Origin of the sequence: Gordonia sp. Swx-4 (assembly GCF_030316175.1) — a bacterium.
In the GTDB taxonomy this organism is placed as follows: domain Bacteria; phylum Actinomycetota; class Actinomycetes; order Mycobacteriales; family Mycobacteriaceae; genus Gordonia; species Gordonia alkanivorans.
Map to the genome: position 1 here is coordinate 4821896 of NZ_CP128197.1, position 25724 is coordinate 4847619.

Below are 25724 nucleotides of genomic sequence, written 5' to 3' on the forward strand. Positions count from 1 at the left end.
CCGTGTCGGCCAGGATGAGCTCATGACACGAACCGTGCTGGTTCTCGGGTTCCCCGGGGTGCAGTCGCTCGACGTGACGGGACCGGCCGACGTCTTCACGACCGCGTCGATCGCCCTGCGTGATCAGGGGTCGCCCGTCACCTATGACCTGCGGTTGGTGTCGCAGCACGGGCAGCCGATCGACACCGGCGTCGGACTGCAGTTCGTCGCCCACGTACTGCCAGACCCCGCCGAACTCGTCGACACCCTGCTGCTGCCCGGCGGCATGGGCGTCCACCGGGCCGTCGACGACGCCGAACTCATCGAGTGGATTCGGGAGGCGGCCACCCGGGCGCGGCGCGTCATCAGCGTCTGCAACGGCGCCTTCCTGGCCGCCGAGGCCGGTCTCCTCGACGGCCGGCGCGCGGCGACGCACTGGGCCATGGCCGAGCACCTCGCCGAGCGATACCCGACGGTGCAGGTCGACGCCGAGGCGCTGTTCGTCCGCAGCTCCGATCACGTCTGGACGTCGGCCGGCGTCACCGCGGGCATCGACCTTGCCCTCGCCGTCGTCGAAGAGGACCATGGCACCGAGCTCGCCCAGCTGGTCGCCCGCTGGCTGGTCCTCTACATGCGGCGCCCCGGCGGGCAGAGCCAGTTCGCTCCGCCGGTGTGGATGCCACGGGCGCGCCGCGACGTGATCCGCGACGCGCAGCAACGCATCGAGGCCGAACCCGGACTGCCCCACCGGCTTCACGACCTCGCGCGGGAAGCCGCGATGAGTCCTCGCCATTTCTCCCGCGTCTTCACCGAGGAGACCGGCGAACCGCCCAGCGACTACATCGAGCGGGTCCGCACCGACGCGGCTCGCCGTGCATTGACCGAATCCTCCGACACCATGCCGGTGATCGCCGCGCGCTGCGGATTCGGCTCCTCGGAGTCGTTGCGCCGCACGTTCATCCGACGCCTCGGCGTCTCCCCCGACCACTATCGCAAGACCTTTCGCTGACCACCGCACCACCATCACCGAACAGACAGGCACACCCATGACGCAGATCGCGATCGTCCTCTACCCGCGGTTCACCGCCCTCGACCTCATCGGCCCCTACGAGGTGCTGCGCATGCTTCCCGACGCGGAGGTCCGGTTCGTCACGCACGAGGCCGGACCGGTCGTCGCCGATTCCGGTGTTCTCCTCATCGGTGCGACGCATTCGTTCGACGAGACGCCGTCACCCGATCTGATCCTCGTCCCCGGCGGCCCGGGGTGTTTCGGCGCGGCGAAGGACGAGAAGCTCCTGGACTGGCTGCGTGCTGTCAGCCCGGGCGCGCAATGGACGACGTCGGTCTGCACCGGCTCGGTGGTCCTGGCTGCCGCCGGGCTGCTGGACGGTCTCCGCGCGACCACCCACTGGTCGTCGTTGGCCGCGCTGTCCCTCTACGGCGTGACCGCGGTGCCGGACGAGCGCATCGTGCGCGCCGGCCCCGACGAACGCATCGTGACGCGGCCGGTGTCTCCGCCGGCATCGACCTCGCGCTGTGGCTCGCCGACGAGATCGCCGGGACGAAGAAGGCCGAGGCGATCCAGCTCGCCATCGAATACGACCCGCAACCGCATCTGGACTCCGGCCACCGGTCGAAGGCGTCGGCCGGCACGATCACGGCGTCGACGCTGCTGCTCAGCCGCGATGTCCACAAGCCAGAGGTGCTGAAACTGAGCACCCAACTGCTGTGGGATCGCACGCTGGCGAAGGTCCGCTCGCGCCGCTGATGTCGAAACCCGTGCCCGAACCGCCGGACATGCGCGGGTGACACCGAGGTGAGACACCGCGCGATGGTAGTTTCTTCGCCATGACCAACAACCGCCTTGTGGCCGGCGCTGTCGCCGGAGTGGCCGGCATCCTGGTGGGACTCGGCGCGGTGTTCCTCGGCGGGTTCCTCGCCTCCGAGAACAGCCCGTCGACGGACCTGAACAACATCAATCCGAACAGCGGATTCGTCCAGGGTTCGGTCGACTACGGATCGCGCGGCGGCGCGGGCGAGACCAACTGACGCCCGCCCCCGATGCTCGGCGTCGGGGCCGTTCTGACGGCAGCAGCAACTGAGTAGTACATCGACCACCGCTTCCACAGGTGTCCTGTCGGCACGTGGGATCGGTGTGGCTGCCGCGATCGCGCTGATCGTCTGCCTGCTGCAGTCCCCGGGCCAGATCGCCGCCGACACCAAGCTCGACCTGACGGCGAACCCGCTCGGGTTCCTCGCGCGGGCGGCGCACCTGTGGACCCCGAATGCCCCGATGGGGCAGGTCCAGAACCAGGCGTACGGATACTTCTTCCCGCACGGCGCCTTCTTCGCCCTCGGTGATCTGCTGTCGGTCCCGCCCTGGATCGTCCAGCGGTTGTGGTGGGCGTTGCTCCTCACCGTCGGCTTCGTCGGCATCGTGCGTGTCGCGGAGGCGTTGCGACTGGGCTCACCCGCGTCGCGGATCATCGCGGGCGTCGTCTTCGTCCTGAGTCCGCGCGTCCTCACCACCCTCGGCTCGATCTCGTCGGAGACGCTGCCGATGATGCTGGCGCCCTGGGTCCTGCTGCCGGTGATCCGGGCGCTCGACGCCTCTGCCTCCGATGGTCGGCCGCTCTGGCGGGAGGCCGCACGGTCAGCGGCTGCCGTCGCCCTGATGGGTGCGGTGAACGCGGTCGCCACGGCCGCCGCGCTCGGCGTCGCGGCCATGTGGTGGCTTCTGCACCGGCCACGAGACCGCCGCTGGTGGCGCTTCGGTGCCTGGACCGCCCTGGGCCTGTTCCTGGCGTGCGCGTGGTGGATCGTCCCGCTGCTCATCTTGTCCCGCGTCAGCCCGCCCTTCCTGGATTACATCGAGTCCGCCCGCGTCACGACGCAGTGGACGTCGCTGACCGAGGTCATGCGCGGCGCGAGCTCGTGGACCCCGTTCGTGTCGACCGAGCGTGTCGCCGGCGCGGTCCTCGTCACCCAACCGGCCGCGGTACTGGCCACCGGCACGATCGCCGCTGCGGGACTCGCCGGTCTGTGCATGCGGCACATGCCGTTCCGCGGTCGCCTCGTGGCGATCCTGGGCGTGGGCCTGGTGGTCATGTGTGTCGGCTTCGCCGGGGGTCTCGGGTCGCCGATCGCCGAGCAGGTCCGGGTGTTCCTCGACGGTTCGGGTGCGCCGCTGCGCAACATCCACAAGTTCGAACCCTTCATCCGCATCCCGCTGGTACTCGGTGTCGCGCACCTGCTGGCACGGGTCCCGTTGCCCGGCACCGTCTCCGTTCGGGAGACACTCTCGGCCTTCGCACATCCCCAGCGATCCCGCCCGGTGGCCGCGGCCATCGTGCTGCTGGTGGCGGTCATCGGCGCCGGGTCGCTCATCTGGACCGGTCAGCTCGCTCCCGCCGGCACCTACACCGCGATCCCGAACCACTGGAAGCAGACCGCGGACTGGTTGTCCGAACACAGCGCTCGCCCCGACGACTCGCCACCAGCGCGCGCCCTCGTCGTCCCGGGCGCGCCGTTCGCCGATCAGCTGTGGGGTCTCACCCGCGACGAACCCCTGCAACCGCTCGCCGACGCCCCGTGGGCCGTGCGCGACGCCATCCCGCTGACCCCGCCCGGAGCCATCCGCGCACTCGACTCCGTGCAACGCGAGATCGCCGCCGGCCGGGGGTCACCCGGCCTGGCCGAGACCCTCGCCCAGCAGGGCGTGGGCTTCGTCGTGCTGCGCGCAGATCTCGACCCCGAGACCTCCCGGTCCGCGCGACCCCTCCTCGCGCAGCAGGCACTCGACACCTCCCCCGGCTTGACGCGGGTGGCACAGTTCGGTCCCCAGGTCGGACCGCCGAGCGTCCGGGGCGTGATGCGCGACAACGGTTTGCGACCCACCATGCCCGCCGTCCAGATCTATGCGGTCGAGGCGACGGGATTCGACGGCACCGGCCCCCTCCTCGTCGACGAGCGGGGCATCCCGCGCGTGGCCGGCGGCCCGGAGGCCATCGCGGCGCTCGCCGAAGTACGTGCACGACAAGGCCTTCCGCCTCTCGGACCGGTCCTGCTCGACGCCGATGCCCGACGCGCCGGGATCGCCGACGGCCCACTCATCGTCACCGACACCCCGAGCGACCGCGAAACCGACTTCGGACGGGTCGACGACCACAGCTCCGCCATCCGGTCGGCCGACGACCCGCGGCGCACGCAGAACGCGGCCGCCGACTACCCGGTCGACGATCAGCCGCTCGTCCGCGGGGAATGGCTGCTGGACAACCGGAGTGGCGAGATCGAGGTCACGACGTCGGGCTCGGCATCGGACGCGGTGCAACCGGGACAGACCTCGCCGGCGAACTCCCCCGCCGCGGCCTTCGACGGCAACCCCCAGACGGCCTGGGTCAGCGGCGGACTCGAAGGGGCTGTCGGCCGGTGGATGCGGATCGGGTTCACCACTCCCCAGACGGATCTCGCGTTGTCGCTGACCACCGCGAAGGCCCTCGGCTCGGACGTGACCAGCGTCCTGATCACCACGGAGGCCGGCAGCACCGTGGCGTCGGGGCTCGAGCCGGGTGAGCCGACGACGGTGACCGCCCCGAGCGGCCCGACCCGTTGGATTCAGATCCGCGCCCTGCGCACCGAGGACGGCACCGCCGGAAACCAGTTCGCCCTCGGTGAGGTGGAGGTGTCGAACCTGCGCACCTCCACGCCGCTGCAGATCAGACACCGCGTCGTCCTGCCCGAACTCGGGGCGGGCACCACCGTCGCCCAGTGGCTGCTGTACTCCGAACTCAACGGGCGGGCCTGGTGCGTCGCCGATCCGGCTCGCGAGAAGACCCGCTGCGCACCGGGCCTCGGCCTGTCACCGGAGACGTCGTCGGTGTTCAGCCGCGCCCTGTCGGTTCCCCAGGACACCGCGGTCACCCCGTCGGCCGTTCTCCGGCCACGTCCCGGCGCCGCACTCAACCGACTGCTCGCCACACCGGGCGGCATGACGGCCACCGGACCGCGACCGGTCACCGACCCCCGCGGCAGCCCGGCCGCGGCCGTCGACGGCGACCCCGGCACCACGTGGACCGCGCCGCAGATCCCCGACGAGGAGAAGCCCGAGGATCGCGAGGACGACGAAGAGCCGGCCGACGACGCCACGCCGACCCTGGTCGTCCACCTGCCCGCCGAGCAGCGTGTCGAATCAGTGAAACTCGTTGCGCCGGGCGACTACCCGGCCACCCCGACCGAGGTCGCCGTCGATCTCGGCACCGGCGAACAGATCCGTGAGGTCGGCAAGGACGGCGTCCTGCGGCTCGACCCGGCGATCACCGACCGCATCGAGATCACCATCCGCGAACAGCGCGACCTGATCGACGTCAACAGCCTCGGATTCGCGACGCCCGCACCACCGGGCATCGCCGAGGTCGAGGTCTTCCCGGCACCGCGCGCACCCGCTGACGGTGACCGGGTCGTCGAGATCCGCTGCGGCGATGGCCTCGGCATCACCGCCGCCGGTCAGGTGGTCGGGATCTCCGCGCGGACCACCACGGCCGCACTGCGTTCCGGGGAACCAGTGGTGGCCCGTGCCTGCACGCCGGGCGAGCTGCGGTTGCCCGCCGGGCAGCAGGAGGTGTCCGTCAATCCCGGTCAGGCGTTCACCGTCGACGCCGTGTCACTGACGGTCGGGTCGCCGGTGGACGGCGCCGCGACGACCACGCCGGACGTTTCCGAGTGGACCGCGGCGAGTCGTGCGGTGCAGATCGATTCCGGTCCCGAACGCCTGCTCGTGGTCCCCGAATCCACCAACCCGGGCTGGGTCGCGCGGGTCGACGGCCGGGAGTTGTCGCCGGTGGTCGTGAACGGCTGGCAGCAGGGCTGGATCGTGCCGGCCGGGGCGTCGGGCACGGTCGAGCTCACCTACCGGTTCGACTCGCTGTACCGCTGGTCGCTTGTCGTCGGACTCGTGCTGATGGCCCTGCTGCTCGTCGCGGCATGGTGGCCGTCCTCGCGACGGGAGGCCGTCGCCGAACCGCGAACCGTGACCACCGGGCGGTTCACCCTGATGGCTGCCGGTCTGGGGATTCTCGGTGCGTCGTGGTTGTTGTCGGGCTGGTGGGGCCTGGCCGTGGGCATCGGGGTGGGTGTGGTCGCCGCGGCGATCCCGCCGAAAGCCGGGGTGACAACGACCTTCGCGATGATGATGCTCGCGACCGTCGGTCTGACCGCCGGTCCGTGGCACGCCGCCGGCGGCTACCACGGCTGGGAGTGGTGGGTTCAGTTGCCCGCGTTGATCGCGGTGTTGATGACCGGCTGGCTGGTGTTCTGGTCGGCCGGGGAATCCGAAGAATCCGCCGACGAGGAAGCAGCAGCCGGCCGGTTGCGTCGTCGGGTGTCGCGGTTGCGCAACCAGTTCCGCGCCGGTTCCTCGACGAAGGCGTAAGACGCCGCGGCGATCCCGACCGAGAGTCCCAGAGTGATCACCAGGACCAGGAGAGTGTTGCCGTTGAACGGCACGATGCCGAACAGCGGAAAGACTACTGCGAGGACCGCGACGTGCCAGATGAAGATGCCGTAGGACCAGCGTCCCAGCGCGAGCATCACGCGTGAGGTGAGGAACCGGAACGGCCCCGGGTTGCAGACGAGCGGCGCGAGAAGCGCGTAGCCGCACAGCGCACCGAGAGTCATCTTGGCGACGAACTCGATGTTGGTGACGTCGCCGAGACCGGTCGGACCGGCGAAGCGGGTGCACGCCAGCCCGTAGGCGACGACGAGGACCCCGAACATCAGCCACCGGTTCGCGCTGAGCCGTATCGCCAGGTTCATCCACCGCCCGCGTGGCGCTCCTGCGGTGTCGAGCACGCCGGCGACCTCGGCGAGGATCAGGCCGGCGACGAACCACGGCAGGTGACCGAACACCCAGTTCTTGGTCTCCACACCATCGGCGACGGGGAGCGAGGTGCCGACCCAGGCCCAGCCGAGGCTGAGAACGCCGAGCACCAAGAGCACCGGGATGCGCGCACCAGCTTGTCGGCCCCGCAACCGCACCAGTGCGAGACCTATGAGCGGGAGCAGCGCGTAGAAGGCGATCTCGACCGACAGGCTCCACATCTGGGTGAGTCCTGCGGTCAGCGTCAGGGGCACGAAGACCTGGGTCAGGGTGAGGTTGGCGAGCCAGACGTCGAAGTCGGCGCCCTGGGCCTCCGGCAGGAGAAGAAGCACCAGCACGACGACCACGACGTACGCGGGCCAGATGCGGACGGCGCGGTGCTTGAGATACCGCGGGATCGACGGATGCCCGGCACCTCGGTGCGCGGCGTCGACCCACGGCCGCCACAGGAGGAACCCGGAGAGCCCGAAGAACAGCGCGACGGCAAGGTCGAGGCGACCGAGGACGGGGCCGAGGACCGCGATCTCGACGGCCCGCGTCTGGAAGGCCACGTGCGTGATCAGGACGCCGATCGCGGCGAGCGCACGCATGCCCTCGAGTTGTGGGTAGAAGCGTCGCGACGTGGCCGCCGGACCGGCGGCGTCGGAGCGCGGCGCGCCGGAGCGGGAATCGGTGTTCGATGCTGCGACTGAGTCGCGGGCGGAGTCGGTGCTGGTCATGCTGGTGACAGGGTAGCCCGGTGGCATCCACTACCCTCGCCACCATGTCTTCGGAGCCGTCCCCGGTGCCCCCATCCGCGGTGGAACAGTCCGCACCTCACCGCTGGTCGACCGCGGATCTGGCCGGACCGACGCTCATCTTCATCGGCAGCTTCCTCGTCGCGGTGACCATCGCGCTGCCGACACTGCTCGTCGGCAACTTCCGCGAGATCCCGCTGAGCACCGACTTCACCACGGTGGCCACCGCCGAGGACGCGACGATCCTCGACCGCTGCTCGCTGGCGACACCCGCGGCACGGACACTCGACGCCGATCTGGTCCGCCAGCAGCGGGTCGTCGCGGTCCAGCCGTCCGACGAACATCGGGTCACGCTGCAGGCCGGCACCTCGGTCCAGGCCGAGACGCTGCGCATCGACGACCGGGCGGTGGAGCCGGAGGATCCGCGGCCCGGCAGTGGCGCCGACGCCGATTCGCCGGACGCCTGCAACGACGCCACGGTCAACGCGGTCAAGGACCGGGTGACCCTCGACCGGGAGACCGCCGAACCGCAGCTGTCCGCGCGCGGGGCGTCGGAAATCCAGTACGACAGCAATCAGGCGCCGGTGCTGGTGCCCGACCGCCGCGGTTTCACCTACCTGCTGCCCTTCGACACCCGCCTGACCGACCACGAGTTCTTCGACGTCGTCACGCGGACGACCGTGCCCCTGAAGTACGACGGCGACACCGAGGTCGTCGGCAAGGACGTCGCCCGGTTCCGCGCCGAGGTCCCCGAGACCGACCTCGCCCGGGCCGCGCTCGGCAGGCCGGTCGGCACGGATGTCGTCATCACCCGGCCGGCATCGTGGTTCGGCATCGACGGCCCGCGCCGCGACCTGACTGCCACTCTGCGACACCGCAGTTCGTGGGACCTGGCCGTCGAACCGCGGACGGGCACGATCGTCGACGCGAAGATCACCGTCGACGAGTTCTACGCCTTCCCCGACGGCACTCCCGGTGTGCCGCCGGACTTCCGGCTGCCGCACCTGCAGGCGACCTTCTCCTACGACGACACGACACAGTCCCAGATGTCGCGTCTCGCTTCGGATCTCGCGACGCCGATCACGATCTGGGGTCGTATCGTGCCGATCGTGACCGGCGTCCTCGGCGTCGCCGCGCTGGTCGTCGGGGCGCTCCTGATCAACCCGGCGTGGATGCCCGCGAGGTTCCGGCGGTCCGGCGGCGGTGGCACCGCCGGAACCGACGGATAGAACTCAGGAAGCAGCCTCGGCCGCAAGACGGCCGAGGGTGTCCTCGAGCTGGGCCTCGGTCACGAGCGGGAACTTCACCTGCTCGAGGAGCTTCTTGTCGGTGACCTTCGACCAGTCGTAGGTGTGCCGGACCAGCGTCTCGTTGGGGCCCTGGGCTTCCAGCTCCCACAACCACTCCCAGCCGGGAGGCTCGGTGCCGGCGGGAGTCGTCTTCCACGCCAGCAGCTTGTCCTTGGCGTACCCGGTGACGTGGTTGTCGGTCTTGTACTCGCCGCCCATGTGGTCGCCCGCCATGTTCATCGTGAACACTTCACCGACGTTCTGGATGCGATCGGCGTGGTCGACGCCGCGGATGAACCCCGAACCGTCGAGTGCCTGATGCCTCTCGGGATTGGAGAGGACGTCGAACACCGCGTCGACCGGTGCCTCGATGACTCGTTGGACAGTGACCTTGGTGACTCCGTTGTCGCTCATCACACAACCCTGCCGAAACTTCCCGATCCCGGCAACGTTCCTGCGTCTGGGCCGAATGTAACCGCCGATCAGCGTGTGAGCGCCCACGTGCCGGCGGCTGCGATCGTCACCGCGACCGCCGCGGTGGCCGCGACCCCGAGCACCGAACCGGCAGCGGTGAGGATGACCACCACCTCGATCGCCACGACGATCCACGTCACGAAGGCGACGCGGGTGCGATCACGGGCGATCGCCGACAGCAACACGACCTGGAGGACGGCGAGGGCGGCACCGATGTAGGCGAAGAGCCACAGGAGTGGGACGAGTTGGTCGTAGCCGTCGCCGAACACGGTCGGCACCAGCGGTCCCGCGAGCCCCGCGCCGAGAGTCAGGACCACGCCGACGCCGGCGACCACCGCCACTGCCTGCCGCAGGGAGACCCGGGACCGGGCGGGGTCGGCGAGGCGCGGGTAGAAGACGACGCCAATGGCCTGCGGCAGCCAGAACGCGACCTTGGTGGCTATCGCGCCGAGCGCGTAGACGCCGACCGACTCGGCGTCGAGAACCCGCGGTGAGAGCAGCAGATCCACCGACGACGCCACGATGAGCACCAACTGGACCTGCGACGCGCGGACCACGCTGAGGACTCCCACCGTGCCCGCGTCCGACGCGCGCTCCCCGACTTTCCCGACGACCAGCCAGACGACGACCGCCGAGACCGCGGCACCCACGGTTCCGGCGAGGAGTCCGCCCGCCGGACCGGCACCCGCGACGAAAGCGCCCACGATGGGCATCGAGCGCAGGATCCCGACCGCGGCCAACACCCACGACAGCGTCCGGAACTCGCCGCGCCCCTGCAGAATGCCCTGACCTGCGGCGATCAGTGCGAGGAACGGGGCAGCGCCGAGGGCGGCCAGTGTCGTGACCACATCGGTGCGCATCAGCAGGGCGACCAGCGGTGTGGCGACCGCGACCAGGAGGACCACATACAGGGTCGTCTGAATCCCCACCCGCCGCAGACGGCGCTCGTCGCAGCCCAGGACCACCTCGCGTGCGACGACGTTCTGCAGCGCCAGCGCGGGTACGCCCAACACGAGCATCGCCGACAGCAGGACCGCGAACTCGCCGTATTCGCTGACATCCAGATAGCGCGCGCTCGCGCTCAGATGGACCACGTACATGCAGATGTTGGCGACCATCGAGCCGACGGCCACCGATCCGACGGCGCCGACGGTGCCCGAAGCGGCCCGGCGCCGTCCGGTCGGCCTGGTCTGCTGCATGGCACAAGTGTGCCGAGTTGACACCGGCTCCCGCGCGCAGGGTGCTTTGCACCGGTCATCGGGCATAGGCAACGATGGGTAGGCTGCAGAATTCACGAACGAGAGATATCGATGTACGACGACAACACGACCTACGACGCCGAATCGACCGATGTCGGTTCGCGTATCGATCCGGTGCTGGCCCGAAGCTGGCTCCTGGTCAACGGCGCCCACTACGCGAAGTTCGAGCCGGCGGCTCGCTCGCGCGCCGACATCGTCGTGCTCGACATCGAAGACGCCGTGGCTCCCAAGGACAAGGTCGAGGCGCGGAACAACGTCGTGCGCTGGATCGGCCCCAAGGACGGCTCCGGTCCCGGCGCCGGTGAATGGGTCCGCATCAACGGCTTCGGCACCCCGTGGTGGGCCGATGACCTCGAGGCACTCGCGGGGACCGCGATCGGCGGCGTGATGCTGGCGATGGTCGAGTCCGTCGACCACGTGACCGAGACCGCCAAGCGCCTACCGGGCCTCCCGATCGTCGCTCTCGTCGAGACCGCCCGCGGACTCGAGCGGATCAGCGAGATCGCCTCCGCCAAGGGCACCTTCCGCCTTGCCTTCGGTATCGGTGACTTCCGCCGGGACACCGGCTTCGGCGACAGCCCGCAGACCCTCGCCTACGCCCGGTCGAGATTCACCATCGCCGCCAAGGCCGCTCACCTTCCCAGTGCCATCGACGGCCCGACCGTCGGTTCGAGCGCCCTCAAACTGAGCGAGGCCACCGCGGTGAGTGCGGAGTTCGGCATGACGGGCAAGATCTGCCTGACGCCCGCGCAGTGCGCCCCGGTCAACGAGGGCCTGTCGCCGTCCCAGGACGAGATCACCTGGGCGCGGGAATTCTTCGCGGAGTTCGAGCGCGACGGCGGGGAGATCCGCAACGGTTCGGACCTCCCCCGCATCGCACGCGCCACCAAGATCCTCGACCTCGCGCGCGCCTACGGCATCACCGAGTCGGAGTTCGACGACGACCCGGTGCACGCACCCGCGCCGTCGGACACCCACCACTTCTGAGCCACCCGGGCCGCGGTGTTCTCCGGACGGTTGCTCCCGACGCTCTACCTGGTGAGTGCCGTTGCGGCCGTGGCCGTCCTGGCGCCGCTGCTCCCCGGATCGATCGGCGTCGGACCCGGTTACCTGCTGTACCGGGACGCGGTGTCGACGCCGCGCACCCACGTCACCGACACCACGCTGGGCATCGGTGACCTGCCGCCGCGCGCGGTACCGCAGGACTGGTTCGTCGCGATGGCGTCGACAGTGGTCGACGGTGGCACGGTGGTCACCGCGATCCTGCTGGCCGCCTTGGTGTTCGCGGGTGTCGGCTTCGGCCGATTGGCATTCCGGCTCGTCCCCGGCGCCGGGCGTACGGGCGCGGCGGCCGCCGCTCTCGCGGCGATCTGGAATCCCTATGTCGCCGAACGTCTCCTGCAGGGGCACTGGAGTCTGCTGGTCGGGTACGCCGCGCTGGGCTGGATTCTCGTTGCGGCATCGGAACTTCGGGATCACCACGACGCGGCGCGGTTTCTCCGGCTGGGTGGTTTGCTGGCCGCTGCGGGGTTGACACCGACGGGATCGGTGCTCGCCGGGGTCGTGCTGATCGTGGGGCTCGGGTGCCGTCCGGTCGGCCTGCGCCCCGCACTCATCGCCGCCGGACTGTGGGTCCTGAGCACTCTGTCGTGGGTCGTGACGGCCGTGATCAGCGACGCCACCACGACTTCCGCCGCCGCCGGCGTCGATGCGTTCGGCCTCCGGTCGGAGCCGGGCCTGGGACCGGTGGGAACCGTCCTTTCGCTGGGCGGCATCTGGAACGCTGATGCGGTGCCCACCAGTCGCTCCATCTGGTGGGCGGCGATCGCGACGCTGTGCCTGCTGCTCGTGGTCGCGATGGGCGCCGTCCACCTCTTCCGTCGTCGGACGACCCTCGATCCGCTGGTGCGAGGAATCGCCGCACTGTCTGTCGCCGTCGCGGTTCTGCTGATCGGCGGCAGCTTCGGTCCGGGAGAGTGGTTGCTGGAGTTCGCGGTCGAACACGTCCCCGGTGCCGGTCTGCTCCGCGACACCCAGAAGTTCTCCGCACTGCTCGTCCCCGGGGTCACGCTGGCCGTGGCCGGTGCGGTCGCGGCGGCCTGCCGGCGCGTGCCGTCGGGCTTCGCGTTCGTCGGGGTCGTGTTACTCGTCGTCGCCCCGCTGCCCGATCTCGCCTGGGGTGCCGGCGGTTCGGTGCGGCCGGTGGCCTACCCCGACGACTGGGCCGCGGTGTCGGCGATAGTGCCCGACGATCAGGGTTCGGTCGCCCTCTGGCCCGCGGACACCGTGCGGCACTACCGATTCGCGGACGGCGTCTCGCTCGATCCGGCGGCGCGGATGCTGCGGGCCCCGGTGATCGAGTCCGGTGCACTCACCGTCGACGGCGAGGTCGTCGACCCACCGAGTGAGCACGCAGCGGCCGTGGCGTCGGCGCTCGAGGCCGGCGGCTCACCCGAGGATCTCGCGGCACTCGGTGTGGGTTGGGTTCTCGTCGAGAACAATTCCCCGCCCGCCCGGCTCGCGGCGGACGCGCGCCTCGCCCACGACGGGGACGATCTCCGGTTGTACCGGGTCGACGATCCGGCCGATCGCGGTGCGGGAGCGGCCGATCGGACCATGGCGATCGCCGCACACCTTCTCTGGGCGGCGATGCTGGGGACCGGGGTCGTGGGGGCGATCGTCGTCAGCGCGCGAGAACGGCGTCGAACGTCTCGATGAACCCGTCGCACGTGGCGGCCCAGGAGTAGCGGCCCGCCCGAACCCGGGCGCTGTCCCCCAGCCGCTGGGCCTCGTCCGGGTTGTCGATGAGCTTCCTGGTGGCACTCACCAGTTCGTCGACGCCGTCGACGAGGAGACCGGTGTTGCCATCGTCGATGGAGTCGGCGAGACCGACCGAGCTGCGGTAGCCGATGGTCGGAACCCCGTGCTGCGCAGCTTCGACCACCGCCAGACCCCAACCCTCCTTGCGCGAGGGCATCAGGTGGACCCGCGCCTGCGAGAGCAGCTCGTGCTTGCGCTCCTCACTGACGTGACCGTGGAAGGTGACCGCGTCGGTGACCTCGAGTTCGCTTGCCGCCGAGCGCAGTTCGTCGGACCACCAACCACCGCCGATGACATCGAGGTGGACATCGATCCCGGAACGACGCAGCTGCGCCAGCACCGTGAGCGCGTCCTCGACCTGCTTGTGCGGCACCAGTCGCGACAGGACACACAGGCGCACCGGCTCGGAGCCGGCGTCGGACGACCGTACGGCGAGCACAGCGCCGGCGGGGACGGGGTCGATGCCGTTGCGCACGACGGAGATCCGATCCGCGTCGACGCCGAGCGCGACGAGTTCGGTCTTCGACGGCGTGGACACGGTGACATAGCGGTTCCGGCGATGAACCCGCGGCGAGAGTCGTGACTCGATGAACCATCCGACGTGCCCGAGTAACCGACCGGCAACCGGCCACTGCTCGCGATGACAGTGATGGACCAGCACCACCGTCGGTGCCGAGGCGACGGCGGTCGCGAAGAACGGCACCCCGTTCTGGGTGTCGACGACGACCTCCGGCCGACAGTCCCGGAGCGGCCCGAAGCCGAGACGCCCGGCCAGGATCGTCGCCAGCATGCGCGGATACACGCTGATCCGCCCGCCGGCGCGCACGAACCGCATGCCGTCGCGGTACTCCTCGCCGGCGGCGCCCGGATACGCCGAGGTCAAAAAGGTGACGCGGGTACCGCGTCGGGCCAGTTCGGCACCGACGCGCTCCAGATATGTCTCGCTGCCACCGCCCTGAGGGTGGCGGGTATCCCGCCAGCACAGCAGCAGGACGTCGGAAGGTACGCGCATCGCACGACAGCCTACCGCCGAGTAGCTGATGAACTGCCGAGACTCCGGTCGATTAGAGTTTCCCGACGATGACGACCACGACTTCCGGCCGCGACCGTATGGCCCGACTGGCCACCCTGCGGCGCGCGGCCGGGCTGCTGAACGACTTCCGCTACGAGCAGTCCGATCCCGCCCGGTTCTACGGCGCCCTGGCGGCCGACACCGCGGAGATGGTGCAGGCGTTCGTACCCGACCTCGACGGCGGCGTCATCCTCGACGTCGGCGGCGGTCCCGGCTACTTCGCCGACGCCTTCCGCGCACGGGGCGCGCACTACATGTCGGTCGAGCCGGACCCCACGGAGATGCACGCCGGCGGTCTCGAACATCGCGGTTCGGTCCGCGGGTCGGGCCAGAATCTGCCCTTCGCCGACGACTGCATCGACGTGACGGTGTCGTCGAACGTCGTCGAGCACACGCTGACGCCGTGGGAGATGGCCGACGACATGCTGCGCGTGACCCGTCCCGGCGGCGTCGTCATCATCAGCTACACGCTGTGGTGGGGTCCGTTCGGCGGCCACGAGATGGGTCTCACCCACTACCTCGGCGGACACCGCGCCGCACGTCTCTACACCCGACGCCACGGCCACCCGCCCAAGAACCTCTTCGGGACCTCGCTGTTCGCCGTCCACGCCGCCGACGGCCTGCGCTGGGCGGGATCGGTGACCGATCGGGCCGAGCTGCTGGCCGCCTTCCCCCGCTACATCCCGCGCTGGATGTGGTGGGTCATGCGCGTCCCGGGCCTCCGCGAGGTGCTGGGCACGAACCTCGTGCTGGTGCTGCGTAAGCGGTAGCCCCTATTCCGCGGGGAGATCGGCGGTGCAGTTCAGCGTGCCGCCGTTGCTGGTGGCGGTCGCGAGCTGTTCCCCGTCGACGAGGATGCTGCAGGTGACCGGACCGCGGACGACGATGGCCGACAGGGTCGCCTTGTTGCCCTTCACGTTCACCCGCTGCGACCAGGGCGAACCGGTGGCAGCGATGACCGTCGGCGAACCGCCACCCTTGCTGAAGCTGAGCGCCACGACGTCACCGTTTCCGGTGAGCTGGTAGACCACCGTCGCCGGACCCGGCTTCTTGCTCGGACTCGACGTCGTCTCCTCGGTCGTCGTCGTCGTGGTGGTCGGGGACGAACTGGTGGTCGTCGTCTCCTCACTGGTGGCCGTCGTCGACGACGAACCCGCTGCGGTGGGTGAGTCCTCGTCACCGCCGGACTTCGTGACCAGCACGACGACGAGTCCGAGGATCACCAGGGCGGCCAGCGCCACCAGCGCGAGGCCGATGGTGCGTCCCTTCGACGATCCGCCGCGTGGGGGCTCACCACCCGGGGGTGCGTCGTACGGCGATCCCGCATACGGCGAGCCGCCGGTGTACCGGGGATCCGCGTACTGGGGTTCGTCGTACTGGGGTCCGGCGTGCGGCTCGGTGTACGGCCCGGGATACGGCTCACCGGCGTGCGGCTGGGTGTAGGCCTGCGACGGCGGCGCCGAGGGGTCGAAGTCGGGATCGAACTGTCGGGTCTCCGGCGGATTGTTCCGCGGATCGTTCGGATCGCCCTGGGGTGGTCGCGTCATGCGGACGATTCTGTCATCCGGTTCCTGATATCGACCTGTGAGCACGCGGCCCGGACAGAACCCGGGTCGCGTGGGCCACAGAACAGGAGGAGGGCGTCAGAGGTCGGCGATCGCCTCGAGCGGCCCCGTCCGGGCGGCGCGGACCGCCGGCCAGAGCGCCGCCAGCACACCGACCACCGCCGAGGCGACCAGCGTGATCACGATCAGCGACCACGGGATCACCGGCGCGCCCAGACCCCACGCCGCCAGCGTGCGCACGAGGGCGACGCCGATCAGCGTTCCGAGGATGACGCCGACGACGGCACCGAAGATCGAGATGAGCACCGATTCGAGGTAGATCGAACGACGCACCTGACCTCGGACCATGCCGATCGCACGCAACATGCCGATCTCGCGCTTCCGCTCCACCACCGACAACGCCAGGGTGTTGATGATGCCCAGCACCGCGATCAGCAGCGCCAGGCCGAGCATCGCGTAGAGCGTGCCGAGCATCTGGTCGATCTGCGCGGAGATCTGGCCCTTGAACTGGTCGCGGTCCTTGACCTGGACGGTCAGGTACCCGGCGGTCGCGTCCTCGAGCCCGGTCCGCAGGGTCTCCAGATCGGCACCGGCCTCGGCCTTCACGAAGACCGTGATGTCGAAACGCGCCGGGGGCGGGACCAGGCGGTCGTAGACCGCGGGACCGACGACCCACGGCTGGAGAGCCTCGTTGTCGGCGTACACGCCCGCGATGGGGACCTGAACCTGTTCACCGATGGGTGAGGTGAAGTTCAGGACCTGGCCGCGCTCCCAGCCCTTCGTCATCGCCGTGCGGTGACTGATCAGCATCCCGTCGGCCGGCAGCGTCGACGACGCGCCGTCCTCCATGTCCATGACCGTGACGTCACTCAGCGGTCCACCGAGCGCGGAGAAACCCTGCACCGGCTGATCGTCGACCTTCGCCTGCACGACGCCGAACGAGACCACCTCGCCGACACCCGGCACCTTCTCCACCGAGGGACCCACCGTGGGCGGCAACGGCCCCTGGTTGGTGCCCGAGAGGATGTAATCGGCGGTGATGCCGGAGTCGACGGCCTCGTCGACCGTGCCCTTGAACGACTGGCCGAGCGTGCCGATGATCGCCACCAGCATCAGGCCCAGCGTCAGGGCGAACGCCGTCGCAGCCGAACGTCGGGGATTCCGAACAGCATTCGTGCGTGCGAGCCGTCCGATCGTGCCGAAGGGCGCACCGACCACACGGCCGAGCACTCCCACGAACGGCCGCGCGAAAGCCGGTCCGACCAGCACCGCGGCCAGCACCAGACCGGCCGCGCCCGCGCCGACCGTCAGCGCCGGTCCGGAGCCCTCGTCCATCGCGCCGACGACGATCGCCACGATCGAGGCCAGGCCGATGACCGCACCGATGAGGGTGCGGTTGCGCAGGGATGCCGATCCCTCGGCGGCCGAGGCACGCATCGCCTCCACCGGCGGCACCCGGGCGGCACGAGCTGCCGGTACCCATGCGCTGATCATCGTCACCACGACGCCGACCAGTATGCCCGCGAGTACCGCGCCGACCCCGATCGTCAGCTCGCCCTCCGGCAGACCCGACGACGCACTGGTGAACGCCTTGAGCGCGGCCGCCAGGCCTATGCCGATGGCCAGGCCCAGCGCTCCGCCGAGCACACCGACGACGAACGCCTCGAAGAGGACCGACCGCGACACCTGTCGCTGACTCGCCCCGACCGCACGCAGCAGCGCGAACTCGCGGTTACGCTGCGCGACGATCATCGAGAAGGTGTTGTAGATGATGAACGTGCCGACGACCAGGCCGATCGCCGCGAACGCCAGCAGGATGTACTGGAAGATCTGCAGGAACTCGTTGACCTGCGCCTTCTGGTCCTCCCGTACCTGATCGCCGGTCCGCACCTCGTACAGATCGGCGTCGGAGCCGAGGAAGGTGCGCACCCGCTCCTGCAGTTGCTTCGGGGACACCCCGTCGACGGCCGACATGTCGACGAGCCCGACGTGGCGCCCGTCGGTGAAGAGCCCCGACGCGGTCGCCGCGTCGAACTGTGCGTTGACGTACCCGCCGGTGGAGGCGGGCAGGTCGATCAGTCCGACGACGGTGACGTCGAGCGGGGTGGAACTGCCCTGGCCGATGACGACCTTGGTCTTCGACCCGACCTTCAGCCCGGCCTCCTCGGCAGCCGAGGCGTTCAGGGCGATCTCGCCGGCGTCGGCCGGCCCGCGACCACCCGGCAGGATCCGGGACTCGTCGGGATCGAGCGCCTCGTTCTCCGGGATGTAGGTGGTGCCCACGCTCGGCGCACCACCCGTCTGGATGGCCTTGCCGTCGGAGTCGGCGACGGTGACCAACCCGCTGTTGTTGACGACGAGCTTGTCGATGCCGAGTGCGGTGCGCTGGTCACGCAACTGGTCGACCACCCACAGCGGAACGCCCGGCGACTGCCGATCAGCGGGCGTCACCTCGACCGCCACACCCTGCGCGGCACTGTCGAAGATGTCGGTGAAGGCCTTCGAGACGGAGTTGGTGAACACGATCGAACCGACCACGAAGGACGTGCCGAGGACGATCGAGAAGAGGGTCAGGAACAGACGTAGCTTGTGCGCCCGCAGGTTTCGCAGGGAAACCCGGCGCATCACCGATGATGACGCCACGGCTCAGAGCGCTCTGGAGGTCTCGGCGGGAGCCGACTGGGAGGGAGCGTCGGCGTGGTGGACCACGTCGAGGTTCTTCATCACCTCGAAGACGTCGTCGGCGCTCGGGCGGGCGAGCTCCTGCACGATCTGTCCGTCGGCGAGGAACACCACCCGGTCGGCGTACGACGCCGCGCGCGGATCGTGGGTCACGATGACGACGGTCTGCCCGAACTCGTCGGTGGCGGCGCGGAGGATCGACAGGACCTCACCCGAGGACCGCGAGTCGAGGTTGCCGGTGGGTTCGTCGCCGAAGATGATCGCGGGCTTGCCGATCAGCGCCCGGGCACACGCCACACGCTGCTGCTGGCCGCCGGAGAGTTCGCTGGGCAGGTGCCCGAGTCGGTCGGTGATGCCGAGTCGTTCGGTGACCGCGTCGAACCACTCGGTGTCGACGGTACGGCCGGCGATGTCGACCGGGAGGGTGATGTTCTCCTTCGCGGTGAGCGTCGGCACCAGGTTGAACGCCTGGAAGACGAACCCGATGCGGTCGCGGCGGAGCATGGTCATCGCCTTGTCGGACAACGCGGTGAGATCGGTGTCGCCGATGTGGACACGGCCGTCGCTCGCGACGTCCAGGCCGGCGAGGCAGTGCATCAGCGTCGACTTGCCCGACCCCGACGGGCCCATGATGGCGGTGAACTCGCCCTCGCGGAACTCGATCGAGACGCCCTTCAGGGCCTCGACGGCGGTGTCGCCCGTGCCGTACCTCTTGGACAGGTTCTCCGCACCCGCAGCCACTCCGTGTTTCGGCGCTCCGGCATCGCGGGCGGCCGCATCAGTCGTCGTCATGCCCTCAACGGTGCCAAATCCGACGCCGAATGGCTATCAGGTAACCCCCTGACACCACCCTGAGGCGGGAATTGTCACACCTTCCCATCCGCTCCCCGCTCAGCCCCGAACCGACGGAGGACCGATCCCCACCGCTCGCTGGGTAGGGCAGAGCTTCCGAGAGTCGCTATCTGGGCAGCTGAACCTCGAACGAGTGGACGCGGGTGGGCGCGCCGGCGTTCTGGGACACGACGAGCAGTGTCCTGCTGCGCGCGTTGGCGAACGGGTTGTCGGGGTGCCAGTTGCCCCAGGCGAGGCCCGACATGTCGCCGGTGACGAGGCGCGGCGTGCCGGTCGTGGAGAAGATGCGACGCTTCGGCATCGCCTTCTCCTTGCCGGAGAGCTTCTTGTTGCCGGTCACCGAGGTCGCGCCGCGGGTGGTGGTCCAGAAGATGTTGGTCAGCTTCCCTGCACCGCGCTCGAGGACGAGGAAGTCGGTGGAGTTGATGGCCAGCACGTCGGCCGCGACCTTGTTGGCGTCGGTGCGATAGACGAATTCGCGGTTGGGCTTGCCGAAGGTGAGCAGTCGCGCCGAGGTGCGACCGTCCTGCTTGAGTCCGCCCGCGGTGAGCACCGAGACCTGGCCCTGGGGACCGACGGCGAGGCCGGTGAGCCCACGCTGTCCGGCGACGCCCGACTTGGACGAGGGACGCCATGCGGCCGGCAGCGGGAGATCGCGGGTGAACTGGCCCAGCGGACCGATCTGCCGGACGAACTGGTTGTTGCCGCCGCTGACGACGGTGTAACCGCCGTTGGTCTTCCGGATGCCCTCGAACTGCGCGCCGCCCGGCAGCAACGGGACGAACCACGGCCCGAGGACCGTGCCGCCACCGTTGAGTGCGGGACGACCGACGAATGATGCGGTCTCCGAGGAGTATCCGATCCGGGCGGTGAAGAACCGTGCGGGGAGCACGTCTTCGGCGATCAGCGCGTACTGACCGTTACCGGTCCGGTCCAGGCCGGTGATCCGGTTGAACGTCGGGACGAAGTCGCCGAGCGTCGTCGTGTCGGTGTAGTACGCGCTGACGCCGGCACCGGAAGCCGGTGCGGCAGTGGCTGGTTGAACTGCGAGCGGAGAGGACAGCCCGAGTACACAGGCTCCGGCGATCGTGGCCCCCCACAAACGTGGCTTCATGAGGGGCACGATACCTCAACCGTCACATCAGCCTCAGGCCGAACTGCCTGATGGCCGCGGATCAGGCGAGACGCTGCTTGAGACCTTCGAGCTCGTCGCGCAGCGAGGTCGGCAGCTTCGGGCCGATGAACTCGAAGAGCTCCTCGATCGACGGGATCTCTTCGCGCCACTCGTCGGCCTTGAACGCCAGCGCCTCGGCGACGTCCTCGGCCGGCACGTCGAGCCCGGACACGTCGATGTCCTCCGGCTTGGCGACGATGCCGATCGGCGTCTCGACACCGTCGGCCTCGCCCTCGATGCGGCCGATGATCCACTTCAGCACGCGGCTGTTCTCGCCGAATCCGGGCCACAGGAAGCGCTTGTCGTCGCCACGTCGGAACCAGTTGACGTAGAACACCTTCGGCAGCTTGGACTCGTCGGCGTTCTTGCCGATGTTGACCCAGTGCTGCAAGTAATCGCCGACGTGGTAGCCCATGAACGGCAGCATCGCCATCGGGTCGCGACGCACGGTGCCGACCTTGCCCTCCGCCGCGGCGGTCTGCTCGGAGCCGACGGTGGCGCCCATGAAGACGCCGGTCTGCCAGTCGCGGGCCTCGGTCACCAGCGGGACGGTGGTCTTGCGGCGGCCACCGAACAGGATCGCCGAGATCGGCACACCCTTCGGGTCGTCCCACTCGTCGGCCAGCGACGGGCACTGCGAGATCGGGGTGCAGTAGCGCGAATTCGGGTGTGCGGCCTTGTGACCGGACTCCGGAGTCCAGTCGTTGCCGAGCCAGTCGGTGAGGTGCGCAGGCGTGGGCCCGTCGATGTCCTCCCACCAGATGTCGCCGTCGTCGGTGCGAGCGACGTTGGTGTACAAGGTGTTTCCGGCCTCGATGGTCTTCATCGCGTTCGGGTTCGAGTCGTAGCTGGTGCCGGGCGCGACGCCGAAGAAACCGAACTCCGGGTTGATCGCGTAGAGACGGCCGTCCTCGCCGAAGCGCATCCAGGCGATGTCGTCGCCGACGGTCTCGGCCTTCCAGCCCGGGATGGTGGGCTGCAGCATCGCGAGATTCGTCTTGCCACAGGCACTCGGGAACGCCGCGGCGACGTAGTAGACCTTGTTCGCCGGGCTGGTGAGCTTGAGGATGAGCATGTGCTCGGCCATCCAGCCCTCGTCGCGGGCGATGACCGAGGCGATGCGCAGGGCGTAGCACTTCTTGCCGAGCAGGGCGTTGCCGCCGTAACCCGAACCGTAGGACCAGATCTCGCGGGTCTCGGGGAAGTGGGTGATGTACTTCTCGGTGTTGCACGGCCACGGCACGTCGGCCTGGCCGGGCTCGAGCGGCGCACCCACCGAGTGCAGTGCCTTCACGAAGAAGCCGTCGTCGCCGAGGATCTCGAGGACGCGCGGACCGACGCGGGTCATGATCTTCATCGACAGGACGACGTACTCGGAGTCGGTGATCTCGACGCCCAGCTTCGGGTCATCCGAGTCCAGCGGGCCCATGCAGAACGGGATGACGAACATGGTGCGGCCGCGCATCGAGCCGCGGTACAGCTCGGTCATGGTGGCGCGCATCTCGGCGGGCTCGACCCAGTTGTTGGTCGGACCGGCGTCCTCTTCCTTCTCCGAGCAGATGTAGGTCCGCGACTCGACGCGGGCGACATCGGCGGGGTCGGAGCTGGCGAGGAAGGAGTTCGGCTTCTTCTCCTCGTTGAGCTTCACGAGGGTGCCGGCCTTCACCAGATCGTCGGTGAGGCGTTCCCACTCCTCGTCGCTGCCGTCGGACCACACGACCCGATCGGGCTGCGTCAGTTCCGCGATCTCGGCGATCCAGGCCAACAGACCCTGATGGTTGGTCGGCGCGCTGCTCGGGTCCAGTCCGGGAATGGTGGCTGCGGTCATCGTTGGGGCCTCCTGGCGAGCGTGTGACCTGCTGGAATGGTCACCGGTCAGTCGTCTAGGTGTCCAGGATACGTGCACCGAGCGGGCGCTAGGTGTGGGGGTCGGCGACTGCGGCTTATCCCACACTCAGGCGATATGGGACCAAAGTCCCTGGAAGACGGCCGTCGGCCTGCTCAGCCGATACGCCCCGAGCCGCCGGGAATCCACTCGCCGGTCTCCGGGTCGAGCACGGCCGAGCTGAAGCCGCCGTCGGCGCCGATCTCGGTGATCTTGTCGACCTGGCCGTCCCGGTCGCTGTCGGTGTACACGGTGAACCCGTCCGGACCGTTTCGCGTGAGGGAGTCGTTGACCCCGTCGTTGTCGGTGTCGACCTCCGCCGGGCCGAGATCCCAGATGCGGCCGTCCTCGTGCATCCACAGGTGGTCGTCGAGGTCGTCGGCGGCCGATTCCGCATGGACCGCGGCGACCGAGTCGACGTGCGGCTCGAACCCGGGGCCGGTGCCGGGCAGGTCGGCGGTCTCGAACGACCCGCCCGACAGCGCCCCCGCGTCGGGTCGGCCGCTGTCGCGCGGATCGGCCCCTGCGTGGTCGCCGTCGAAGATCGAATCCATCTCGTTCACCTTGTCCCGTCCTCGCCGGAGCCGGCCTGATCATTCGTGCTCGGGTCGTTCTCGTCCTTGTCATCCGCCCACAGCTGTTCGGAGCGGGCGAGGAGTTCGCGGTGCACGGCTTCCGCGCGGTCGCGGCGAACACGCACGTCCTGGTTCGCCGTGCCGCTGCGCAGCCTCCGGATCTCGTCGTCGATCTGCGCGACCTGCTCGCTCGTCCGCCGGGCTCTGCGTTCGTGGGCCCGGGCGATCTGCCCCGCGATCCGGGTCTCGGCCGCGGCGAACCGCAGTCCGAGCTGGTGGTCGAGTGCGGAGCGGGCGACGGTCAGCCGCTCGGTGCTGCGGCCCGTGCGGTCGGCGCGATCCAGCGCACCACGCCGGACGCGGATCACCCAGACCGCGACGCCGATCCCCAGCAACAGGGTCAGCGGCATGCTGATCCACTGCAGTGTCTGCACCGACGCCATCGGCGCGACGACGAGACGCCCCACGCCCAATCCGGTCGAGGCGCCGATGATGACGAGCAGCGCGTCCTCCGCACCTCCGCGCCGCCGCCGGTTGCCCGGCCCGTCGGCGGGCAACGGGGTCTCCGGCCACGGCTCCTGCGGGGACGGTTCGGGGTCGAGCCCGACGAGCGAGGTGGCCGCGACCTCGTCGATGCGCTCGTCGGCGTCCCGGCGGATTCCGTCGGCGAGGTCGGCCCACCGACTGCGCAGCCACGACTGGTGCTCGGCGCCGGTCCCCGGCGCGTCGTCGGCGACCAGTGCCGCGAGCCCGCGGACACGAGACTGCAGTTCGGCCGAGGACTGCGCTCGGGCTCGGGTCAGGCCGGCGCGCACGGCCGCGAGTCGATCGACCCGACCGCGATCCCGCGACGACACCAGCCGGCGCCGCGTACTCATCAGCTCGTCCAGCGCGCCGGATGTGTCGGTGTCGGTTCCGGCGTCGGTGTCGTCCAGCAGATGTTCGACGGCCCCGGCTCCCGCAGCGAGGCGGGCCCGCTCGACGCGCACCGCGGCGGGGGCCTCGAGCGCCTCACGTATCCAGCCGACCAGTGCGTCGACCCCGGACTCCTCGACGGCGCCGCCCAGCGAAGCGGCCGCCGACACCCCGAACAGCGGCATCGTCCCGAACGGATCGAGGGTCTTGCGATGGGCACGGACGATGCGGGGCCATTCCCAGAAGGCGTCGATCTTGGTGCACACCAGCGCGACGGTCCCGACCGTCCCACGCACCCGCTCGACGAGGTGGAGTTCCTCGTCACCCACCGACGACGACGGGTCGACGACGACCAGCGCGACGCCCGGCTGGTTTCCGACCTCCAGGGCCCGGGCGTGGGTTTCGAGATCGGGGGCCAGTTCCCGCACGGCGTCGACGAGTGTGCGCACTCCGACGCCGTCGGTCCCGACGACCAGGACCCCGGAGCCGGTACCGACGGCCGCGGCGTCGAATCCGGTCAGTTCCCGCGCTGCCTCGAGAACCCGCGTACTCATCCGGCACCTCCGGCCGCGAGCAGACGTTCGGCGTTCTCCCGATCGCAGCCCCGGGCCGCGGCACGTTCCAGCTCGGCGCGGATCTCGACCTCGCGCCAGAAGCGGACGCGGCCCACGCGGTCACCGAACGCCGCGCCGAGCTGCGTAACCCCGCTTCGGGCGTGAAGAGCACGGTTGAGCGCGTCCGCGTCGGCCGCCTCGTCTGATTCCTCCGTGATCAGCCGCAGCGCGGTGCCGATGCCGAACGCGTCGATCCGGCGCAGCAGTCCTTGCCGCAGCAACCGCTCCTGCAACTCGGGCGCACCGGCGAGGAACCGGCCGGCCATCGACGGCATCTCGGCCCGCTCGGCGGCCAGCCGGGTGAGGGCGGCGAACTCCGCGGCGCCGAGGTCGGCACACGCGAGCAGTTGGGAGACGGCGTGCACGGGCAGGCCCAGCTGCGTCGAGCATCGCCTGGCGACATCGACGGCGGCTTCCCAGTCCGGGTGGGTGTCGGCCTTGCCGAGGACGACGACCACGCGGTCGGCGGGCAGCGAGCTCAGCAGTTCGTGGTCGGCGCGGCGCGGCGGCCCGGCCAGGACGTGCAGCCAGAGGTCGGCGGCGGGTGCGTCCTCGCCCAGACCGGTCACGGTCGGCGCGAGTCGCTCGCGCAGGGCGCGCGCCATCGTGTCGCGCCCGACGCCCGGCCGGCCGACCACCTGCACATGTAGAGGACGCAGAAAGCGGTGTCCGGCCGCGGAGAGGACCGGGACCAGCGGCGACGACGGCTCGACGAGGTCGGCGAGTCCGCCCTGCTCAGCGGCCGCCGAAAGCGGATCCCGGGGCGGCCGCCACCCGGGTGGCGGGTTCGTCGTTGTGCGCACGTTCGCCCCCACGTCTCAACAGCCCTTCCCCACAAGACACCCCGCGTGTTCCGCGGCTGGCCCGAGACTAATCCGGATTGGCCCCGATGGGCTTCCGGACCTCCACATCCCCGCCGACAGCGCGCTCTGTCCCCACGAATCCCCGACCGCTCGAC

General features: G+C 69.9%; 18 protein-coding genes and 2 pseudogenes. 8 read left to right on the forward strand and 12 right to left on the reverse strand.

Annotated elements, in window-relative coordinates:
* Positions 1–22 precede the first annotated feature (22 nt).
* From PWF70_RS21835 to PWF70_RS21850, 4 genes and pseudogenes are all read left to right on the forward strand, one after another.
* Positions 23–988 carry a GlxA family transcriptional regulator gene (locus PWF70_RS21835; RefSeq protein WP_035753844.1) on the forward strand — a complete coding sequence of 322 codons (966 nt, stop codon included), beginning with the start codon at positions 23–25 and terminating at the stop codon, positions 986–988.
* 37 nt (positions 989–1025) lie between these two features.
* Positions 1026–1747: pseudogene (locus PWF70_RS21840) on the forward strand (DJ-1/PfpI family protein).
* A gap of 80 nt (positions 1748–1827) precedes the next feature.
* Positions 1828–2028, forward strand: coding sequence for a DUF2613 domain-containing protein (locus tag PWF70_RS21845; protein ID WP_005196483.1), 201 nt, complete (start codon positions 1828–1830; stop codon positions 2026–2028).
* A 106-nt stretch (positions 2029–2134) separates the two neighbouring features.
* Positions 2135–5413 (forward strand): annotated as a pseudogene (locus tag PWF70_RS21850) (DUF3367 domain-containing protein); the annotation flags it as partial.
* Between the two features lie 827 nt (positions 5414–6240).
* Here PWF70_RS21850 and PWF70_RS21855 read toward each other — a convergent pair.
* Complete coding sequence (locus tag PWF70_RS21855; RefSeq protein ID WP_006357106.1) at positions 6241–7572, reverse strand: acyltransferase family protein; 1332 nt, start codon at positions 7570–7572, stop codon at positions 6241–6243.
* A gap of 44 nt (positions 7573–7616) precedes the next feature.
* Here PWF70_RS21855 and pgfA point away from each other — a divergent pair, with 44 nt between their 5' ends.
* The gene (pgfA, locus tag PWF70_RS21860; protein ID WP_187346522.1) at positions 7617–8819 is read left to right on the forward strand and encodes a cell envelope lipid trafficking protein PgfA; all 1203 of its coding nucleotides are present in this window, start codon (positions 7617–7619) and stop codon (positions 8817–8819) included.
* Positions 8820–8822: 3 nt separating this feature from the next.
* On the opposite strand, the gene PWF70_RS21865 is transcribed toward pgfA, so the two are convergent.
* Entirely contained in the window at positions 8823–9293 is a 471-nt protein-coding gene (locus PWF70_RS21865; protein ID WP_006357104.1) for an SRPBCC family protein, read from the reverse strand.
* Between the two features lie 68 nt (positions 9294–9361).
* The gene (locus PWF70_RS21870; RefSeq protein ID WP_006357103.1) at positions 9362–10552 is read right to left on the reverse strand and encodes a lipopolysaccharide biosynthesis protein; all 1191 of its coding nucleotides are present in this window, start codon (positions 10550–10552) and stop codon (positions 9362–9364) included.
* 111 nt (positions 10553–10663) lie between these two features.
* Between PWF70_RS21870 and PWF70_RS21875 the strand changes: the two genes are divergently transcribed.
* Positions 10664–11599 carry an HpcH/HpaI aldolase/citrate lyase family protein gene (locus tag PWF70_RS21875; protein ID WP_143933495.1) on the forward strand — a complete coding sequence of 312 codons (936 nt, stop codon included), beginning with the start codon at positions 10664–10666 and terminating at the stop codon, positions 11597–11599.
* Positions 11600–11614: 15 nt separating this feature from the next.
* Entirely contained in the window at positions 11615–13330 is a 1716-nt protein-coding gene (locus PWF70_RS21880; RefSeq protein ID WP_155225622.1) for an MmpA family trehalose lipid delivery protein, read from the forward strand.
* Here the strand turns inward: PWF70_RS21880 and PWF70_RS21885 are convergent.
* A complete protein-coding gene (locus PWF70_RS21885; protein WP_006357100.1) occupies positions 13296–14444 on the reverse strand; it encodes a glycosyltransferase family 4 protein in 1149 nt (382 codons plus the stop codon). The genes PWF70_RS21880 and PWF70_RS21885 overlap by 35 nt on opposite strands.
* A gap of 68 nt (positions 14445–14512) precedes the next feature.
* Between PWF70_RS21885 and PWF70_RS21890 the strand changes: the two genes are divergently transcribed.
* A complete protein-coding gene (locus PWF70_RS21890; RefSeq protein ID WP_006357099.1) occupies positions 14513–15274 on the forward strand; it encodes a class I SAM-dependent methyltransferase in 762 nt (253 codons plus the stop codon).
* 3 nt (positions 15275–15277) lie between these two features.
* On the opposite strand, the gene PWF70_RS21895 is transcribed toward PWF70_RS21890, so the two are convergent.
* The 8 genes from PWF70_RS21895 to PWF70_RS21930 form a co-directional block, all read right to left on the reverse strand.
* The gene (locus PWF70_RS21895; RefSeq protein WP_006357098.1) at positions 15278–16051 is read right to left on the reverse strand and encodes a hypothetical protein; all 774 of its coding nucleotides are present in this window, start codon (positions 16049–16051) and stop codon (positions 15278–15280) included.
* 96 nt (positions 16052–16147) lie between these two features.
* Complete coding sequence (locus PWF70_RS21900) at positions 16148–18694, reverse strand: ABC transporter permease (protein ID WP_006357097.1); 2547 nt, start codon at positions 18692–18694, stop codon at positions 16148–16150.
* 21 nt (positions 18695–18715) lie between these two features.
* On the reverse strand, positions 18716–19543 hold the full coding sequence (locus PWF70_RS21905; RefSeq protein ID WP_006357096.1) for an ABC transporter ATP-binding protein: 828 nt from the start codon (positions 19541–19543) through the stop codon (positions 18716–18718).
* Between the two features lie 166 nt (positions 19544–19709).
* Positions 19710–20717, reverse strand: coding sequence for an esterase-like activity of phytase family protein (locus PWF70_RS21910; protein WP_035753757.1), 1008 nt, complete (start codon positions 20715–20717; stop codon positions 19710–19712).
* Between the two features lie 61 nt (positions 20718–20778).
* Complete coding sequence (locus PWF70_RS21915; RefSeq protein ID WP_042375092.1) at positions 20779–22605, reverse strand: phosphoenolpyruvate carboxykinase (GTP); 1827 nt, start codon at positions 22603–22605, stop codon at positions 20779–20781.
* Between the two features lie 173 nt (positions 22606–22778).
* Positions 22779–23225 carry a DUF6802 family protein gene (locus PWF70_RS21920; protein ID WP_006357093.1) on the reverse strand — a complete coding sequence of 149 codons (447 nt, stop codon included), beginning with the start codon at positions 23223–23225 and terminating at the stop codon, positions 22779–22781.
* Entirely contained in the window at positions 23222–24706 is a 1485-nt protein-coding gene (locus tag PWF70_RS21925) for an ERA-like protein 1 (RefSeq protein ID WP_042375089.1), read from the reverse strand. The genes PWF70_RS21920 and PWF70_RS21925 overlap by 4 nt, the downstream gene beginning before the upstream one ends.
* Positions 24703–25569: a hypothetical protein gene (locus PWF70_RS21930; protein ID WP_050918619.1), complete on the reverse strand. Its 867-nt coding sequence runs from the start codon at positions 25567–25569 to the stop codon at positions 24703–24705. The genes PWF70_RS21925 and PWF70_RS21930 overlap by 4 nt, the downstream gene beginning before the upstream one ends.
* Between the last annotated feature and the right edge of the window lie 155 nt (positions 25570–25724).